This is a genomic window from Marichromatium gracile, from assembly GCF_004343155.1.
Lineage (GTDB): Bacteria > Pseudomonadota > Gammaproteobacteria > Chromatiales > Chromatiaceae > Marichromatium > Marichromatium gracile.
This window is the reverse complement of sequence record NZ_SMDC01000006.1, coordinates 23,842-41,740: the sequence shown is the minus strand read 5'-3', so window position 1 is coordinate 41,740 and position 17,899 is coordinate 23,842. Positions and strand designations below refer to the sequence as shown.

Genomic DNA, 17,899 nt, shown 5'->3' with positions numbered 1-17,899 from the left:
CTAGTTTGCGCCTTTGTGACGGTCGGTGCCAGCTCCCGCCCCACCGCGTGCGCGCGCCTCCCGAGGACTCAGCCGCCGGACCGCCACCAGTGCGCCACGCCCTGTTCGAGCACGGATCGCCCGCCCTCGATCAGCCGCTCGAGCGGGGCCTTGCGCTCGCGCCAGCGCAGCCCCAGCAGGGTGTGGCTGTCGCGCGCGGCGAGCAGATAGTCGTCGCTGGTCTGGATGGCGTCGACCAGGCCCAGTTCGACGGCGCGCGCGCCGTGCCAGTACTCGCCGGTGGCGACCCGATCGAGGTCGAGCGCGGGGCGGTAGTCGGCGACGAAACGCTTGAACAGCGCATGGGTCTCCTCGAGCTGCTCGCGCAGCTTGCGCCGTCCCTCCTCGGTGTTCTCGCCGAACAGGGTCAGGGTGCGCTTGTGCTCGCCGGCGGTGTGCAGCTCGAAGTCGACCCCGTGGCGCTCGAGCAGACGGTGGAAGTTGGGGATTTCGGCGAGTACCCCGATCGAGCCGATCACCGCGAAGGGCGCGGCGATGATGCGATCGGCGACACAGGCCATCAGGTAACCGCCACTGGCCGCGACCTTGTCGACCGCCACCGTCAGGCGGATGCCGCGCTCGCGCAGCCGCGCCAGCTGCGAGGCGGCCAGGCCGTGCTCGGTGACCATGCCACCGGCATTGTCGAGGCGTACCAGCACCTCGTCCTCGGGCCGCGCCTCGAGCAGCAGAGCGCTGACCTGGGCGCGCAGCGCGGCGGCCGCGCTGGCGCGGATATCCCCCTTGAAGTCGATCACGAACAGTCGGGGGCGGGTCGCGATCTCCTGGGCGCGCGCCTTGTCGCGCTTGCGCTCGGCCTTGCGGTACGCGCGCAGCGCCTTGCCCGCGAGGGTCGCCTCACGCAGCCGCGCGGCCTGCTCGCGCAGCCGCGCCCCGAGATCGACGACCTCGAGCCGCACCGGGGAGGACGCATCTCCGGCACCGCGGGCACGCGCCAGGATCAGCAGCAGCGCGGCAAACGCCAGCAGCAGCGTCAGGGTCTTGGCGAGAAACAATCCGTAGTCGAACAACAACTCCATCAATGGCGGCATCGCGGGGGATCCTCGGGCAACGGGCGACAGGACATCAGACCGCGATCGGCGCGCGGATCACCGGGTGCGGGTCATAGCCCTCGATGACCACGTCCTCATAGCGGTAGTCGAACAGGCTCGGCGCCCGCTGCAGCCGCAACCGCGGCAGCGCCCGGGGCTCGCGCGCGAGCTGGGCATGGACGATGTCGTCGGTGAGGTGATTGCGGTAGAGATGCAGGTCGCCGAAGGTGTGGATGAACTCGCCGGGCTCGAGATCGCATTGCTGGGCGATCATCGCCGTGAGCAGGGCGTAGCTGGCGATGTTGAAGGGCACGCCGAGGAAGAGGTCGGCGCTGCGCTGGTAGAGCTGGCAGGACAGCCGTCCGCCGGCCACCTGGAACTGGAACAGACAGTGACAGGGGGCGAGCGCCATGCGCCCGGCGGCGACGTTGTCCTGCGGCCCGAGCCCCTCGTCGGGAAGGTCGGCCGGGTTCCAGGCGCTGACCACCAACCGACGCGAGTGCGGACGCTCGCGGATCGCCTCGAGCAGCTCGGCGAGCTGATCGATGCGACGCCCGTCGGGCGCCGGCCAGCTGCGCCACTGGGCACCGTAGACCGGCCCCAGGTCGCCGTCCGGCGCGGCCCACTCGTCCCAGATACTGACCCCGTGGCGCTGCAGGTCGGCGGCATTGGTCGAGCCCGAGAGGAACCACAGCAGCTCGTGGACCACGCTCTTGAGGTGGACGCGCTTGGTGGTGAGCAGTGGGAAGCCCGCGGCGAGATCGAAGCGCACCTGACGCCCGAACACCGAGCGGGTCCCGACCCCGGTACGGTCGTCGCGATCGTGACCGTTGTCGATCACGTCGCGCAGCAAATCAAGATAGACGCGCATCGCTCAGCCCACCGGACCGAGCAGCAGCGAGCGCCCGTCCATGCGCGGGTCGGGATCGAGTCCCATCAGCGCCAGCACCGTCGGCGCAAGATCCTTGAGTGCGCCACTGAGCGACAACCGCCAGGGCTGCTCGTCGATCACCAGGCAGGGCACCGGATAGGTGGTGTGCTGGGTGTGCGGCGCGCCGGTGACCGGGTCGACCATCTCGTCGCAGTTGCCGTGATCGGCGGTGAGGATCACCGAGTAGCCGGCGGCGACGGCGGCGTCGAGCACCCGCCCGACCTCGCGGTCCAGGGTCTCGACGGCGCGGATCACCGACTCGCGCACCGCGGTATGGCCGACCATGTCGCCGTTGGCGAAGTTGGCGACGACGAAGGGGAAGGCGCGCCGCCCGAGCACCTCGACCAGGGTGTCGGCGACCTCGGGAGCGCTCATCTCCGGCTGCAGGTCGTAGGTGGCGACCTTGGGCGAGGGGATCAGCACCCGCTCCTCACCCGACAGCGGCTCGTTCTCGCCGCCGTTGAAGAAGAAGGTGACATGGGCGTACTTCTCGGTCTCGGCACAGTGGAACTGCGCCAGCCCGGCCTCGGCGAGCACCCCGCCGAGGGTGGTGCGCGGCGCGTCGCTGGCAAAGGCCGCGGGCAGGCCGTACTTGGGGTCGTATTCCATCATCCCGGTGACCCGCACGCCGGTCACCCCGCGGCGGTCGAATGCGGCGAACGCGGGATCGGCAAAGGCGGCGACCAGCTGGCGCGGGCGGTCCTTGCGGAAGTTGAAGTGGATCACCTGATCGCCGTCGCGGATCAGCTCGGCGCCCTCGAGCACCGTCGGCACGATGAACTCGTCGTCCTCGCCGGCCTCATAGGCCGCGGCGATCGCCGCGCGCGCGTCGGCCGCGCGCCGCCCCTCGCCGTCGACCATGGCGCGCCAGGCCTGCTCGGTGCGCTCCCAGCGGTTATCGCGATCCATCGCATAGAAGCGACCGCTGACCGTGGCGATCTGACCGCCGGCCTCGCGCAACGCCGGCTCGAAGGCATCGAGATAGCCGAGCACCGAGCGCGGCGGGGTATCGCGCCCATCGGCGAACAGATGCACCTGGGCGCGCGCTCCCTGACGGCGGCACAGTTCGATCAGCGCCGCGAGGTGGTTGACGTGACTGTGCACGCCGCCGTCGGAGACCAGTCCCATCAGCTGCACCGGCCGCTCGGCCGCGGCCGCAGCGCGCGCCGCGGCGATCAGCGTGGCGTTGTCGTAGAAGCTACCGTCGGCGACGGCGTCGTCGATCAGCACCAGGTCCTGACGCACCACACAGCCCGAGCCGATCGACATGTGACCGACCTCGGAGTTGCCCATCTGCCCGTCGGGCAGCCCTACCGCCTGCCCCGAGGCCATCAGCGTGGTGTGCGGATGGCTGGAGAAGTAGCGATCGAGGTTGGGGGTGTCGGCGATCGCGACCGCGTTGTTGGCCTTGGCCGGGTTGACGCCGAAGCCGTCCAGGATGATCAGGATCACCGGACGACGGGGCAGTTGCTGCATGGGGTCGCTCATCGCTCTCTCCTCGGAACACGGTCGGGTTCGTGGGGACGCGGCACCGGGATGGGTCCACACGACTGGAAAACCGTCTAGTTTAACCGCTGACGGTCGTCGATCGCCCGTCGCGCCCCGATTCCGGACCTCCATGCCCCCTTTTGCACAGAGATGGACGCATCGATGACGATCATCAAGAAACCTTAAGGTGACAGGTTTATGATCGGCGCAAGAATCCGGCCCCGATCGGTCCGGCCGGGATGCAGCACCACCGCCACGACAACAGACCGCCCGGCACGGGCCCGGAGGAGAGCACACTATGAACACCGATCGCATCATCGCCTTCGTCATGGCCGGCGGCCAGGGCTCGCGCCTGCAGCCGCTCACCGCCGCCCGCTCCAAACCCTCGGTGCCCTTCGGCTCGCGCTATCGCATCGTCGACTTCGTGCTCAGCAACCTGGTCAACTCGCAGATCCAGACCATCTATCTGCTGGTGCAGTACAAGTCGCAGTCGCTCATCGAGCACGTGCGCAAGGCCTGGACCATCTCGCCGCTGCTGCAGAGCCAGTTCGTCACCGTGGTGCCGCCGCAGATGCTCTCCGGGCAGCACTGGTTCCAGGGCACCGCCGACGCGGTCAACCAGAACATCAACCTGATCGAGGAACACCGCCCCGACCGGGTCGCGGTATTCGGCGCCGATCACATCTATCGCATGGACGTGCGCCAGATGCTCGCCTTCCATCGCGAGCGCCAGGCCGACGTCACCATCGCCGCGCTGCCGGTGCCGCTGGCCGAGGCCGCGAGCTTCGGCGTCATCGCCGCCGATCCCGAGGGACGCATCCAGGGCTTCGAGGAGAAACCGGCCTCCCCCACCCCGATGCCCCACGACCCGGCGATGGCCTTCGCCTCGATGGGCAACTACATCTTCGACACCGAGGTGCTGCTCGAGGCGCTCAAGGCCTGTCGCGACGCCGGCGAGACCGATTTCGGCCAGCACGTGCTGCCGCGTCTGCTGCGCACCCACAGGCTCTACGCCTACGACTTCTCGACCAACCGCATCCCCGGCATCCAACCCTACGAGGACCAGGTCTACTGGCGCGACGTCGGCACCATCGACGCCTACTTCGACGCCCACAAGGACGTGCTCGGCGCCGATCCCGCCTTCGACATGTTCAACCCCGAGTGGCCGATCTTCTCCAGCAACTACCAGGGCCCGGTGGCCAAGCTGCTCGGCGGCGAGGTGCGCAACACCCTGCTCGGCGCGGCCACGGTGATCCACGAGGGGGCGCGGGTGCGCGACTCGATCATCCGTCGCGAGACGGTGATCGAGGAGGACGTCGAGCTCGACAACTGCGTGATCATGGACTACGTGCGCATCGGGCGCGGCGCCCGGCTGCGCAACGTCATCGTCGATCGTCACAACATGATCGAGCCGGGCGACAGCATCGGCTTCGACCGCGACCGCGACGCCGAACGCTTCCAGATCAGCCCCGGCGGGGTGACGGTGGTGCCGATGGGACAGCTGAGCTACTACGCCCGCGACGTGCGCGACGCCAACTCGCGCGGACGCTACTCGGAGTGATCAACGGCTGCGGATACGCGGATCGAGGGCGAGATAGAGCAGGTCGGTGAGGGTGTTGACGACGAGATAGGCGAGCGCGATCACCAGCACCGCGCCCTGCACCAGCGGGTAGTCGCGCGCCTGGATCGACTCCACCACCAGGCTGCCGAGCCCCGGCCAGGCGAACACCGTCTCGGTGATCACCGCACCGCCGAGCAGCGCGCCGAACTGCAGCCCGAGCAGGGTGAGCACCGGCAGCCAGGCGTTGCGCAGGGCGTGGCGCCACAACACCCGCACCGGTCCCGCGCCCTTGGCGCGGGCGGTACGCACATAGTCCTCGCCGAGCACCTCGAGCAGGCTCGACCGCACCATCCGCGCCAGCACCGCCGCCAGCCCGGTGCCCAGGGTCAGCGCCGGGAGCAGCAGCGACAGCGGCCCGTCGCGCCCGCTCACCGGCGTCCACCCGAGCCACAGCGAGCAGACCAGGATCAGCAGCGGCCCGAGCCAGAAGTTGGGGATCGCCGCGCCGAGCATGGAGAAGCCCATCGCGACGCGATCGATCCATCCCCCCTGATGCAGCGCCGCCAGCACCCCGAGCGGCAGCGCCACCACCACCGCCAGGGCGAGCGCGGCCACGGCCAGCTCCAGGGTCGGCCCGGCGCGCTCGGCGAGCAGCGCCGTCACCGCCCGACCGCTGTGCAGCGAGGCCCCGAGATCGAGCCGCGCGAGCCCGCCGAGATAGTCCAGGTACTGCGTCCACAGCGGCCGATCGAGCCCGAGCGCGGCGCGCAGCTCGATCTGATCGACCGCGCGCGCGCCCTCCCCCAGCATCGCCGCCACCGGATCGCCCGGCACCAGATGGATGAGCAGGAACACCAGGGTGCAGACCCCGAGCAGGCTCGCCGCCGCCTCGCCGAGACGCCCGAGCAGCGCGCCCATCTCAGCCGCGGATCTCCACCGGGGTACCGACCGGGGTCTGATCGAAGAGCGCGATCAGCCCCGCGTCGTGCATACGGATGCAGCCGTGCGAGCGCGGCTCGCCGAGCGGCTCGCTCGGCGGGGTGCCGTGGATGTAGATATAGCGGCGCAGGGTGTCGACCTCGCCGCCGCGGTTGCGCCCCGGCTCGCAGCCGGTGAGCCAGAGGATGCGGGTGGTGATCCAGTCGCGCCCGGGGTGGGCGGCGCGCAGCGCCGCGTCGCAGATCTCGCCGGTGGGTCGGCGGCCCCGGAACACCGTCCCCGGCGCGCAGCCATCGCCGATGCGTGCGCGCACCCGGTGCAGCCCGCGCGGGGTGCAACCGCTGCCGTTGCGCTCACCGACCCCGTTGCGCCCGGTCGAGACCGGGTAGCGGGCGAGCACGCGCGTGCCGGCCGACAGGGTCAGGGTCTGGGTAGGGACATCGATCAGGATACGGCGCTCGCTCATCACTCCTCCTCTGCTGCGACCGGGACGCGCACGACCTGCGCCAGCCCATCATAGTTGCCGTCGCCGGCCGGTCGATAGCCGCGAATGGTCGCGCGCTGCGCCGCCACCTGATCCTCGTACCACAACGGCACCAACGCCAGCTCGGCATGGACGATCGCCTGCAGCGCGGCATAGGGCGCGCGCGCGGCGGCAAGCGAGGGCGCGCGCGCCGCGGTCGCAATCAGCCGGTCGACCGAGGCGTTGCGATAGCGCCCCCGATTGGCGCCCCCCGGCGGCAGCGATTCGGAGTGCAGCGCGTAGCGGAAGATGTCGGGGCTTCGCACCCCGACCCAGGTCAGCGCATAGAGGCTGAAGCGCCCGGCCTTGACGTCGCCGAAGAAGGTCCCCCAGTCGTGCCCCTGCACCGCCAGCGCGATCCCGGCCGCGGCGAGCTGCGCCTGCAGCGCCCCGGCCAGGCGCAGCCGGAAGGGATCGCTCGAGGTCTTCAGGGTCAGGCGCAACGGGTTCCCGGGGCCGAACCCGGCGCCCGCGAGCAACGCTCGGGCGCGCTCGGGGTCATGAGGCCAGGGCGCGAGATCGCCCCGCCCCGCCCAGTGCTCGGGCGGCAGGATCGACTCGGCGAGTCGCGCGCGACCACCGAGCAGGGTGTCGATCAGCAGGGGGCGGTCGATCGCCTGGGCGATGGCGCGACGCACCGCCAGGGAGCCGGTGCGCGGGTCTTCGAGATTGAAGCCGAGATAGGAGAGGTTGGCGCCGGGCACGGCGCGCACCGCGATGCCCGGCGCGCGCGCCAGATGATCGACCAGCTCGGGCGGCAGGTCGCCCTGCAACAGATCGACCTCGCCGCGCAACAGCTTCATCACCCGCACGCTGGGGTCGCGTACCGTCACCAGCGCGATCCGCTGACCGTCGGCGCGTCGTTCGAGCAGCAGCGCGTCGGGGCCGGGTCGCTCGACCAGACGCAGCGGTCCGCTGCCGATCGGCGCGGTGACGAAGGGGTGGTCGCGGGCGATCGCCGCCGCCGGCAGCACCGCGAGCACCAGCCGACTCGGCAGCGCCGTGTCGGGCGCGTGCAGCGCCAGCTCCAGGGTGTCGTCGTCGCGCGCGCGCAGCGCCGCGATCCCGGCGAGCGCGGCGCGGTGCGGCGAGCGCGAGCCCGGCGCGCGGATCGAGGCCAGGGTGGCGACGACATCGTGCGCGGTGAGCCGGCTGCCGTCGCTGAACAGACGCCCCTGCTCGCCGAGCCGAAAGCGGTAACGGGTCGCCCCCAGCTGCTCCCAGCGCGCCAGCCCGGGCACCGGCCGGGCGGCCGCGTCGAGCCGTACCAGGGTGCGATATAGCAGCCGGTTGACCCGCTCGGAGGTGGCGTCGGTGGCCAGACGGGGATCGAGGTTGCGCGGCGGGCGCGCCACCGCGAAGCGGATCACCGCGTCCTCGCGCGCCCCCCGGGCGCAGCCGCCGAGCACGGCGGCGGCGCCGAGCGCGAGCGACCGCGCGCCGCTCACCAGTCGCGGTAGGGGTGACGGGCGAGGCGCGCGTTGAAGTAGCGCGGGTCGTCGCTGACCTCCTCGCCGAGCCAGTCGGGGCGGACGAAGACGGCCCGTTCGTCCTCGAGTTCGAGCTCGGCGAGCACCAGTCCGGCGTTGGCCCCGGCGAACTCGTCGACCTCCCACACCCGGCCCGCGACCGTCACCAGATGACGCACCTTCTCGACCAGCGCGGTGCAGGCCAGATCGCGCAGCATCGCCTCGGCGTCGGCCACCGGGACGGGGTACTCGTACTCGGCGCGGGCGATGCCGCGGCTCGCCCCCTTGAGGGTGAGGAAGGCCTGCTCGCCGGCGATCCGCACCCGCAGCGTCAACCCCGGCTCGGCCACCAGATAGCCCTGCACCATGCGGGTGCTGCGGCTGACCGCCTCGCGCCAGCCGGCGTCGCGCACCAGGAACTTGCGTTCGATCTCGATTGCCATGACTGACCTCCAGGATGCACGGCGGGCAATGCCCGCCGCGTCCGTTCAGGCGCGCTCGAACAGCGCCATCGACTCCACGTGCCCGGTGTGCGGGAACATGTCCATCACCCCGGCGGCACGCAGCCGATAGCCGAGCCCGTTGACCAGGCGATCGGCGTCGCGCGCCAGGGTCGAGGGGTAGCAGGAGACATAGACGATACGCTCGGCACCGAGCCGCGGCAGCCAGTCGAGCACCTGCAGTGCACCGCTGCGCGGCGGGTCGAGCAGCACCTTGCCGAAGCGCTCGCGCATCCACGGCTCGAGTTCCAGCTCGCCGTAGAGGTCGGCGGTGTGGAAGCGGGTGTTGTCGATGCCGTTGCGCGCGGCGTTGCGCTCGGCGCGCGCCACCAGCCCGGCGTCACCCTCGACCCCGACCACGCTGGCGGCCTGGCGCGCCAGCGGCAGGGTGAAGTTGCCGAGCCCGCAGAACAGGTCGAGCACGGTCTCGTCGGGCTGGACGTCGAGCAGACCGAGCGCCTGGTCGATCATCGCGCGGTTGAGTTCGAGGTTGACCTGGGTGAAGTCGTTGGGCAGGAACTCCAGGGTCAGGCCGTGACGCGGCAGGCTGTAGGACAGGTCGATCTCGTGCCCGGGCAGCGGGCGCACCGTCTCCGGGCCGCCCTCCTGGAGATAGATGTGGTAGCCCTCGCGCTCGCCGAGCGCGCGCAGCACCTCCAGGTCGGCGTCGGTCGGGGTCTGCAGCACGCGGAACACCAGCACGCACGACCTGTCGCCGACGGCGACCTCGATCTGCGGCACCTGGTCGCGGATGCTCAGCGCGTCGATCGCCGCGCCGATCTCCACCAGCCGCTCGCCGACGGCCGGATGCAGCACCGGACAGCGTTCGAGATCGGCGAGGAAGGCGTTGCCGCGCTCGCGGAAGCCGACCAGGGTGCGTCCCTTCTTCTCCACCCGGCGCACCCCGAGCCGGGCCTTGCGCCGGTAGCCCCAATGATCGGCCACCAGGGGATCGAGCCAACGCTCGGGCTCGACCTTGCCGATGCGGGTGAAGACGTCGGCGAGACTGGCCTGCTTGGCGCGGATCTGCGCCGCCGTGTCCTGGTGCTGCAGCGAGCAGCCGCCGCACACCCCGAAGTGCGCGCAGCGCGGCTCGACCCGCTCGGGCGAGGCGTGCAGCACCTCGACCACCCGGCCCTCGTCGTAGCGACGCTGCACCCGGGTGTACTGGAAGCGGACGCGCTCGCCGGGCAGGGCGCCGTCGACGAACACGGCCTTGCCGTCGAGGTGGGCGAGGCCCCGACCCTCGTGGGTCAGGCTCTCGATCTCGACCTCGACCGGGTCCTGGGGGAGCGGCTTGCGTTTTCTTCTCGACACGGACTTGGATACTCGTTCGTTTATGGATGATTTGGGTTCAGGCCGGGAACACCCCGGTCGACAGATAGCGGTCGCCGCGGTCGCAGATGATCGCCACGATCACCGCGTCCTCGACCTCGGCGGAGAGACGCAGCGCCGCGGCCACCGCACCGCCCGAGGAGACGCCGGCGAAGATGCCCTCGCGCGCGGCCAGCGCACGCATCGTCTCCTCGGCCTCTTGCTGAGTGACGTCGATGATGCGATCGACCCCGGCCGGATCGTAGACCTTGGGCAGATAGGCTGCGGGCCAGCGGCGGATGCCGGGGATGCTCGCCCCCTCGGCCGGCTGCACGCCGACGACCTGCACCGCCGGGTTCTGCGCCTTGAGATAGCGCCCGGTGCCCATGATGGTGCCGGTGGTGCCCATCGAGCTGACGAAGTGGGTCACCCGCCCCTCGGTGTCGCGCCAGATCTCGGGGCCGGTGCCGAGGGTGTGCGCCTCGGGGTTATCGGGGTTGGAGAACTGGTCGAGACGCACGCCCTCGCCGCGCGCCTCCATCTCCAGGGCGAGATCGATGGCCGCTTCCATGCCACCGGTGGCGGGGGTGAGGATGATCTCGGCGCCATAGCTGCGCATCGCCCCGCGGCGCTCGGCGCTCATGTTCTCGGGCATGATCAGCACCATGCGATAGCCGCGGATGGCCGCCGCCAGCGCCAGCGCGATGCCGGTGTTGCCGCTGGTGGCCTCGATCAGGGTGTCGCCGGGGCGGATGGTGCCGCGCTCCTCGGCGCGACGGATCATGTTGAGCGCGGGACGGTCCTTGACCGAGCCGGCGGGGTTGTTGCCCTCGAGCTTGGCGAGGATCAGGTTGGAGGTCTCGCCGGGCAGACGCTGCAGACGCACCAGCGGCGTGTTGCCGACGAAGTCTTCGATGGTCGGATAGGACATGTTCTCGTTACCGTGACCGATGGGCGGGATGGGTTCGAACCGGCGCAGGCCCGACGCGCAGGCGGCGCATTGTGCCAGATCGCGGGCGCCCGGACAGGTGCCCGGCGCCGCTGAGCGGCCCCCCCTGGTTCGAGTTCAACTTACGCCAACCCGGAGTCGCGCACCACCGAGCACGGCTCAGCGCCCCTTCGCCGGACTCGACTGGACGTAATAGCTCAGCTTGTCGGAGAGGTTGAGATACTCGATGATGTCCTCGGTGAGCTCGGACTGGTGCAGACTCTCGCGGATCGCGCCCTCCTCCTCCGAGAGATCGAGGATCAGCGCCTGATCGCTGGGGATCTCGGGTGAGTAGACCAGCACGTTGGGCCTGAGCAGGTCGTCGGGGTTGATCGAGATCACCACCGCGACGCGCTCGTCCTCGAGCCGCACCACGGTGCCCGGGGGATAGACCCCGAGATTGGTGATCAGGGTGGTCAGCACCCGCGGGTCGTAACGCGCGCGGTCCTTGGTATACATGCTCGAGACGGCCTGGTGCGGCGACAGTCCGCGTCCGCTATAGGTACCGTTGCAGAGGTTGTCGTAGCGATTGACCACGCTGACGATGCGGGTCAGCGCGCCGAGCGCCTTGCCGCTCAGCCCGTCCGGGTAGCCGCTGCCGTCGAGGTGCTCGTGGTGCTGGCCAATGACCTCGATCACCGCATCGGGCAGGGTGCCGATGGCCTGGGCGATCTCCACCCCGTAGCGCGGGTGCTGCTCGTAGAGGGCGCGTTCCGGCTTGTTCCAGTCGCCCTTTTTGTGCAGGATCTGTGAAGGGATGCGCTGCAGCCCGAGGTCGTGGAAGAGCGCGCCGAGCCCGAGCAGGCGCAGGTTCTCGCGATCGAGCTTGAGCTTGCGCCCGAGCACCAGCGCCAGGGCCATGACGTTGATGGCGTGATGATAGGTGTTCTCGTCCTGGCTCTTGAGGTTGACCAGCTGCACCGTGGCCTCGTGATCGGCGGTCAGGTCCTCGACCATCTGCGAGACCAGCGCGTCGGCCTCCTCGGCCGCCTGCGCCGGGGCCGAGCGCAGGTGCGACATCAGCTTGCGCGCCAGCACCACCGACTGGCGGTAGCGCTTGGCGCAGAGGTTGAGCCGCTTGCGCCGCTCCTTGAGCACGCGGATGCGCGCGTTCTTCTCCTCCCACAGGGAGGCCTCGAGATCGGCGCGCAGTTGATCGCGTACCTCGGCGTCACCGTCGCCCTCGGGCTCGTCGTCCGCCGGCAGGTCCTCCGGCTCCGGGTCGCTGCGCGCCAGATCGACCCGCACCCGCCCGAGATCGAGCTGCATCAGCGTCTCGAGCTGCTTGCGGGTGCGGATCTTGAAACTGCTGGTGAAGAAGGGGTGCGCCATCCAGGGCAGATCGAGATGCACGAACATCCCGATCCGCAGCCTGGGTTTGTGTTGTGTGTTATCGCTCACGGCGCAACCTGCATTGACCGACACTGGACCCGACACTCGAACCGGCCCGCTCGCGTCACGCCGACTCACCGACGATCTCGTGTCGCGCACGGCACCGACACCACACAGCGCGCCACACCTGCGCCGGTCTCCGGCGTGGCCGTAAGCTAGCGACCGGGACCCGGGCGGTCAACACAGGGCCCAGGCGCGCCACCGACGGTTGACGCCCCCGCTTGATTATCATCGGGGCGACTTGTAGCTTGCCCCGAACGCGCGCCCCGGGACGGCGCGCCCCACTCTTTCCGACCCGCTGAGATCGACGTGACAGACTATAAACAGACGCTCAATCTTCCCAAGACCGGCTTCGCGATGAAGGCCAACCTGGCGCAGCGCGAGCCCGAGATGCTCAAACGCTGGGAATCGATGGATCTCTACGCGCGTATCCGCGAGGCCCGCGCCGGCGCCGAGCGCTTCGTGCTGCACGACGGCCCGCCCTACGCCAACGGCGACATCCATATCGGCCACGCGGTCAACAAGGTGCTCAAGGACATCATCGTCAAGTCGCGCACCCTGAACGGATTCGACGCCCCCTACGTGCCGGGCTGGGACTGTCACGGTCTGCCGATCGAGCTCCAGGTCGAGAAGAAGAAGGGCAAGCCGGGTCAGAAGATCAGCGCCGCCGAGTTCCGTCGCGCCTGTCGCGACTACGCCGCGCGCCAGGTCGACGGTCAGCGCACCGACTTCAAGCGTCTCGGCGTGCTCGGCGACTGGGACAACCCCTATCTCACCATGGACTACGGCTTCGAGGCCGACATCATCCGCGCGCTCGGCCGCATCATCGACAATGGGCACGTCCACAAGGGGTTCAAGCCGGTGCACTGGTGCGTCGACTGCGGCTCGGCGCTGGCCGAGGCCGAGGTCGAGTACGCCGACAAGCAGTCGATCGCCATCGACGTGCGCTTCCAGCTGGTCGACCCCGACGCCCTCGACGGTCGCTGTCACACCGCCCCCGACGGTGCCGGCAGCGGCCCGGCGGCGGTGGTGATCTGGACCACCACGCCCTGGACCCTGCCGGCCAACCAGGCCGTTGCGCTCAACGCCGAGCTCGAGTACGTGGTGGTCGAGGCCGAGCACGATGACGCCCCGGGCGGACGCGAGCGGCTGATCGTCGCCGAGGGCCTGCTCAAGGACACCATGGATCGCTGGGGCATCGAGCGCTACCGGGTGCTCGGCTATGCCCGCGGCATCGATCTCGAGGGGCTGCGCCTGCGCCACCCCTTCTACGATCGCGAGGTGCCGGTGATCGTCGGCGAGCACGTCAGCCTCGACGCCGGTACCGGCGCGGTACACACCGCCCCCGGCCACGGTCTCGACGACTATCTCGTCGGTCAGCGCTACGGCCTGCCGGTCGACAATCCGGTCGGCGGCGACGGGCGCTTCCTGCCCGACACCGCGCTGTTCGCCGGCGAGCACGTGTTCAAGGCCAACGAGCACGTGCTCGAGGTGCTCAAGGCGCGCGGCGCACTGCTGCTCGAGACCCGCATCACCCACAGCTACCCGCACTGCTGGCGCCACAAGACGCCGATCATCTTCCGCGCCACCCCGCAGTGGTTCGTCAGCATGGAGCAGGCCGGACTGCGCGCCGCGGCACTCGGCGAGATCGCCAAGGTCGAGTGGCTGCCGGAGTGGGGCCGCAACCGCATCGAGGCGATGGTCCAGGGCCGTCCCGACTGGTGCATCTCGCGCCAGCGTACCTGGGGCGTGCCGATCCCGCTGTTCGTCCACAAGGAGACGGCGGCGCTGCACCCGCGCACCGCCGAGCTGATCGAGCAGGTCGCCGAGCGCGTCGAGCGCGAGGGCATCGAGGCCTGGTTCGCGCTCGATCCGGCCGAACTCCTCGGCGCCGAGGAGGCCGCGCACTACGACAAGGTGCACGACACCCTCGACGTCTGGTTCGACTCCGGGGTGACCCACGCCTGCGTGCTCGACCGCCGCGCCGAACTCGGTCGCCCGGCCGATCTCTATCTCGAGGGTTCGGACCAGCACCGCGGCTGGTTCCAGTCCTCGCTGATGACCTCCACCGCGATCCACGGTCACGCGCCCTATCGCCAGGTGCTCACCCACGGCTTCACCGTCGACGCCAAGGGCGAGAAGATGTCGAAGTCCAAGGGCAACGTGGTCAGCCCGCAGACGGTGGTCAAGAACCTCGGTGCCGACATCATCCGGCTGTGGGTCGCGGGCACCGACTATCGCGGCGAGATGAGCGTCAGCGACGAGATCCTCAAACGCACCGCCGACAGCTACCGGCGCATCCGCAACACCGCGCGCTTCCTGCTCGCCAACCTCAACGGTTTCGACCCGGCCGGCGACCTGATCGACCCGGCCGAGATGCTCGCCCTCGACCGCTGGGCGGTCGATCGCGCCGCGCGTCTCCAGCAGGAGATCGTCGCCGCCTACGACGACTACCAGTTCCACCTGATCTGCCAGAAGCTGCAGCAGTTCTGCGTGGTCGATCTCGGCGGCTTCTATCTCGACGTCATCAAGGACCGTCAGTACACCACCCAGGCCGACAGCCTGGCGCGACGCTCCTGTCAGAGCGCGATGTATCACATCATCGAGGCGATGGCGCGGTGGATGGCACCGATCCTGAGCTTCACCGCCGACGAGATCTGGCGCCACATCCCCGGCGAGCGCGGCGAGACCCCGTTCATCGAGCAGTGGTATGCGGGGCTGTTCACCCTCGCCGAGGACGAGCCGCTGGGCCGCGCCTTCTGGGATCAGGTGATCGCGGTACGCGCCGCCACCGGCCCGGCGCTGGAGGCCGCGCGCAAGGACGGCGCAATCGGCGCCGCCCTCGACGCCGAACTCACCCTCTACTGCGCGCCCGAGCTGCTGGCCACCCTGGAGCGGCTGGAGGATGAGCTACGCTTCGTACTGATCACCTCGGCGGTGCGGCTCGAGCCGCTCGAGCGGGCGCCCGCGGAGGCCCAGGACACCGAGCTCGAGGGGCTGCGGGTGATGGTCGCGCCGAGCAGCCACCCCAAGTGCGTGCGCTGCTGGCACCGCCGCGCCGACGTCGGCGCCGATGCCGAGCACCCGGAGCTGTGCGGACGCTGCGTCGAGAACGTCGCCGGCGCCGGCGAGACCCGCCGCTATGGCTGAGTCCGGCGCCCGTTCCTGGCTGTGGCTGTCGCTGCTGGTGCTGGTCCTCGACCAGGCCAGCAAGTGGCTGGTCTACGGTCTGCTCGATCCCTTCCAGGTGATCGCGCTGACCGAGACCCTGCACCTCACCCTGGTGTTCAACGAGGGCGCGGCCTTCAGCCTGCTCGCCGGTGCCGGCGGCTGGCAGCGCTGGCTGTTCGCGCTGATCGCCGTGGCCGTCAGCGTCGCGCTGGTGATCTGGCTGGGGCGGCTGCGCCGCGACCAGCGTTGGAGCGCCGCGGCACTGGCGCTGCTGCTCGGCGGTGCGCTCGGCAACCTGATCGACCGGGTGGTGCTCGGTCATGTGATCGACTTCGTCCAGGTCTATCTGCCCTTCCTGCCGATGGACCTGTTCAACCCCTGGCCGGCCTTCAACGTCGCCGACAGCGCGATCAGCATCGGGGTCGTCATCCTGCTGATCGTCACCCTGTTCGAGCAGCCCGAACCGCGCCACCTGGACTGATGCCGGCGTGTCCGGCAACGACCAGGGAGGGTCGTCCACCCGGGGCACAACACCCCGGTCCTTTTTCTTCATCAGGGACCAGTGAATGCGATGAAGATTGCAATCCTGTCACGCAACCCCTCGCTCTACTCCACCCGCAGACTGGTGGAGGCGGCGCGCGCGCGCGGCCACGAGACCAAGGTGCTCGATGTGCTGCGCTGCTACATGAACATCACCTCGCACGCCCCCTCGATCCACTACAAGGGCGAGGAGCTGACCGGCTTCGACGCGGTGATCCCGCGCATCGGCGCCTCGGTGACCTTCTACGGCACCGCGGTGCTGCGCCAGTTCGAGATGATGGGCGTCTACCCGCTCAACGAGTCGGTGGCGATCACCCGCGCGCGCGACAAGCTGCGCTCGCTGCAGCTGCTCTCGCGCAAGGGCATCGGGCTGCCGATCACCGGCTTCGCCCACGCCCCGGACGACATCGCCGATCTCATCAAGATGGTCGGCGGCGCGCCGCTGGTGATCAAGCTCCTCGAGGGCACCCAGGGCATCGGCGTGGTGCTCGCCGAGACCCAGCAGGCCGCCGAGAGCGTGATCGAGGCCTTCATGGGACTCAAGGCCAACATCCTGGTGCAGGAGTACATCCGCGAGGCCAAGGGCGCCGACATCCGTTGCTTCGTCATCGGCGACAAGGTGGTGGCGGCGATGAAGCGTCAGGCCAAGGCCGGCGAGTTCCGCTCCAACCTCCATCGCGGCGGCAGCGCCTCGCTGATCCGCATCACCCCCGAGGAACGCTCCACCGCCACCCGCGCGGCGCGGATCATGGGGCTCAACGTCGCCGGCGTCGACATCCTCCGCTCCAACCACGGCCCGGTGGTGATGGAGGTCAACTCCTCGCCCGGGCTGGAAGGCATCGAGGCGGCCACCGGCAAGGACGTCGCCGACCAGGTGATCGCCTTCATCGAGAAGAACGCCGCCGCCGGCAAGACCCGCACCCGTGGGCAGGGCTGAGCAGCGCTCATGACCGAGCCAGTGCGTATCGCCGGGCACGAGATCTCGCCGGGCGAGCGCACCCGCATCGACCTCACCCTGCCCAACCTCTACACCCAGACCCCGGTGGCGATGCCGGTGCACGTGCTGCGCGGGCGGCGCGACGGCCCGCGGCTGTTCATCACCGCGGCGATCCACGGCGACGAGATCAACGGCGTCGAGATCATCCGCCGGTTGCTCGCCCATCCGGCGCTGCGTCACCTGCGCGGTACCCTGCTGGCGGTGCCGGTGGTCAACGTCTACGGCTATGTCCGCCAGTCGCGCTACCTCCCCGACCGACGCGATCTCAACCGCAGCTTCCCCGGCTCGGACACCGGCTCGCTGGCCGCGCGCCTGGCCGCCACCCTGATCAATGAGGTGGTCACCAAGGCGACCCACGGCATCGACCTGCACACCGGTGCGCTGCATCGCGAGAACCTGCCCCAGATCCGCGCCACCCTCGACGCCAGCCCCGAGACCTCGGAGCTGGCGCGCGCCTTCGCCGCGCCGGTGATCCTCGACGCCGACCCACGCCCGGGCTCCTTGCGCGCGGTGGCCGCCGAGCACGACATCCCGCTGTTGCTGTTCGAGGCCGGCGAGGCGCTGCGCTTCGACGAGTTCTCGATCCGCGCCGGGGTGCGCGGCATCCTCGGGGTGATGCGACGGTTGGGGATGATCCGCGCCTCGGGCGGGCGCCGCGCCCGGGTGCGCGCCCCGGTGGTGGCACGCTCGAGCCTGTGGGTGCGCGCCCCGCAGAGCGGCGTGCTGCTCTCGCTCACCGCGCTCGGCGCCCAGGTCGAGCGCGGCGACACCCTGGGGGTGCTCACCGACCCCTTCCGCCCCGCCGACGAGCCGGTGCGCGCGCCCTGCAGCGGCATCGTCATCGGTCGCACCAACCTGCCGCTGGTCACCGAGGGCGAGGCGCTCTATCACATCGCCCGCTTCGGCGTCCTGGAGAGCGCGGTCGAGGCCGTCGAGCAGTATCGCGTCGCGCTCGATCCCGAGGACGAGACCGAGGCGGGACCGAGCATCCTCTGAGA

At 70.1% G+C, this 17,899-nt stretch carries 15 protein-coding genes; 5 read left to right on the top strand and 10 right to left on the bottom strand.

Annotated elements, in window-relative coordinates:
- Positions 1–68: 68 nt before the first annotated feature.
- The 3 genes from sohB to gpmI are packed head-to-tail and all read right to left on the bottom strand — an operon-like array spanning position 69 to position 3,507.
- Positions 69–1,088, bottom strand: coding sequence for a protease SohB (gene sohB, locus EDC29_RS10090; protein WP_123142724.1), 1,020 nt, complete (start codon positions 1,086–1,088; stop codon positions 69–71).
- 34 nt (positions 1,089–1,122) lie between these two features.
- The gene (locus tag EDC29_RS10085) at positions 1,123–1,959 is read right to left on the bottom strand and encodes a thymidylate synthase (RefSeq protein ID WP_123142725.1); all 837 of its coding nucleotides are present in this window, start codon (positions 1,957–1,959) and stop codon (positions 1,123–1,125) included.
- Positions 1,960–1,962: 3 nt separating this feature from the next.
- Positions 1,963–3,507: a 2,3-bisphosphoglycerate-independent phosphoglycerate mutase gene (gpmI, locus tag EDC29_RS10080; protein ID WP_132229726.1), complete on the bottom strand. Its 1,545-nt coding sequence runs from the start codon at positions 3,505–3,507 to the stop codon at positions 1,963–1,965.
- Positions 3,508–3,805: 298 nt separating this feature from the next.
- On the opposite strand from gpmI, the gene EDC29_RS10075 reads away from it, so the two are divergent.
- Positions 3,806–5,068, top strand: a complete 1,263-nt coding sequence (locus tag EDC29_RS10075) for a glucose-1-phosphate adenylyltransferase (protein WP_123142726.1) — start codon at positions 3,806–3,808, stop codon at positions 5,066–5,068.
- Here the strand turns inward: EDC29_RS10075 and nikB are convergent, their stop codons facing one another.
- The 7 genes from nikB to EDC29_RS10040 form a co-directional block, all read right to left on the bottom strand.
- Positions 5,069–5,986 carry a nickel ABC transporter permease gene (gene nikB, locus EDC29_RS10070; RefSeq protein WP_132229724.1) on the bottom strand — a complete coding sequence of 306 codons (918 nt, stop codon included), beginning with the start codon at positions 5,984–5,986 and terminating at the stop codon, positions 5,069–5,071.
- A gap of 1 nt (position 5,987) precedes the next feature.
- A complete protein-coding gene (locus EDC29_RS10065) occupies positions 5,988–6,473 on the bottom strand; it encodes a L,D-transpeptidase (protein ID WP_132229722.1) in 486 nt (161 codons plus the stop codon).
- Entirely contained in the window at positions 6,473–7,978 is a 1,506-nt protein-coding gene (locus EDC29_RS10060) for an ABC transporter substrate-binding protein (RefSeq protein WP_132229720.1), read from the bottom strand. Before EDC29_RS10060 ends, EDC29_RS10065 begins: the two co-directional genes overlap by 1 nt.
- Complete coding sequence (locus EDC29_RS10055) at positions 7,975–8,442, bottom strand: CYTH domain-containing protein (protein ID WP_123141292.1); 468 nt, start codon at positions 8,440–8,442, stop codon at positions 7,975–7,977. The genes EDC29_RS10060 and EDC29_RS10055 overlap by 4 nt, the downstream gene beginning before the upstream one ends.
- Positions 8,443–8,487: 45 nt before the next feature.
- Positions 8,488–9,816: a 23S rRNA (uracil(1939)-C(5))-methyltransferase RlmD gene (gene rlmD, locus EDC29_RS10050; protein ID WP_123141293.1), complete on the bottom strand. Its 1,329-nt coding sequence runs from the start codon at positions 9,814–9,816 to the stop codon at positions 8,488–8,490.
- Positions 9,817–9,853: 37 nt separating this feature from the next.
- Complete coding sequence (cysM, locus tag EDC29_RS10045) at positions 9,854–10,744, bottom strand: cysteine synthase CysM (protein WP_123141294.1); 891 nt, start codon at positions 10,742–10,744, stop codon at positions 9,854–9,856.
- A gap of 177 nt (positions 10,745–10,921) precedes the next feature.
- Positions 10,922–12,202, bottom strand: coding sequence for an HD-GYP domain-containing protein (locus EDC29_RS10040; protein ID WP_223806105.1), 1,281 nt, complete (start codon positions 12,200–12,202; stop codon positions 10,922–10,924).
- A gap of 300 nt (positions 12,203–12,502) precedes the next feature.
- On the opposite strand from EDC29_RS10040, the gene ileS reads away from it, so the two are divergent.
- The 4 genes from ileS to EDC29_RS10020 all read left to right on the top strand — a co-directional run bounded on the left by ileS (position 12,503) and on the right by EDC29_RS10020 (position 17,897).
- Positions 12,503–15,343, top strand: coding sequence for an isoleucine--tRNA ligase (ileS, locus tag EDC29_RS10035; RefSeq protein WP_132229718.1), 2,841 nt, complete (start codon positions 12,503–12,505; stop codon positions 15,341–15,343).
- Positions 15,336–15,845 carry a signal peptidase II gene (gene lspA, locus EDC29_RS10030; protein WP_123141297.1) on the top strand — a complete coding sequence of 170 codons (510 nt, stop codon included), beginning with the start codon at positions 15,336–15,338 and terminating at the stop codon, positions 15,843–15,845. The genes ileS and lspA overlap by 8 nt, the downstream gene beginning before the upstream one ends.
- Before the next feature lie 90 nt (positions 15,846–15,935).
- A complete protein-coding gene (gene rimK / locus EDC29_RS10025; RefSeq protein ID WP_062273506.1) occupies positions 15,936–16,841 on the top strand; it encodes a 30S ribosomal protein S6--L-glutamate ligase in 906 nt (301 codons plus the stop codon).
- A gap of 9 nt (positions 16,842–16,850) precedes the next feature.
- A complete protein-coding gene (locus EDC29_RS10020) occupies positions 16,851–17,897 on the top strand; it encodes a succinylglutamate desuccinylase/aspartoacylase family protein (RefSeq protein WP_132229716.1) in 1,047 nt (348 codons plus the stop codon).
- Positions 17,898–17,899: the final 2 nt, after the last annotated feature.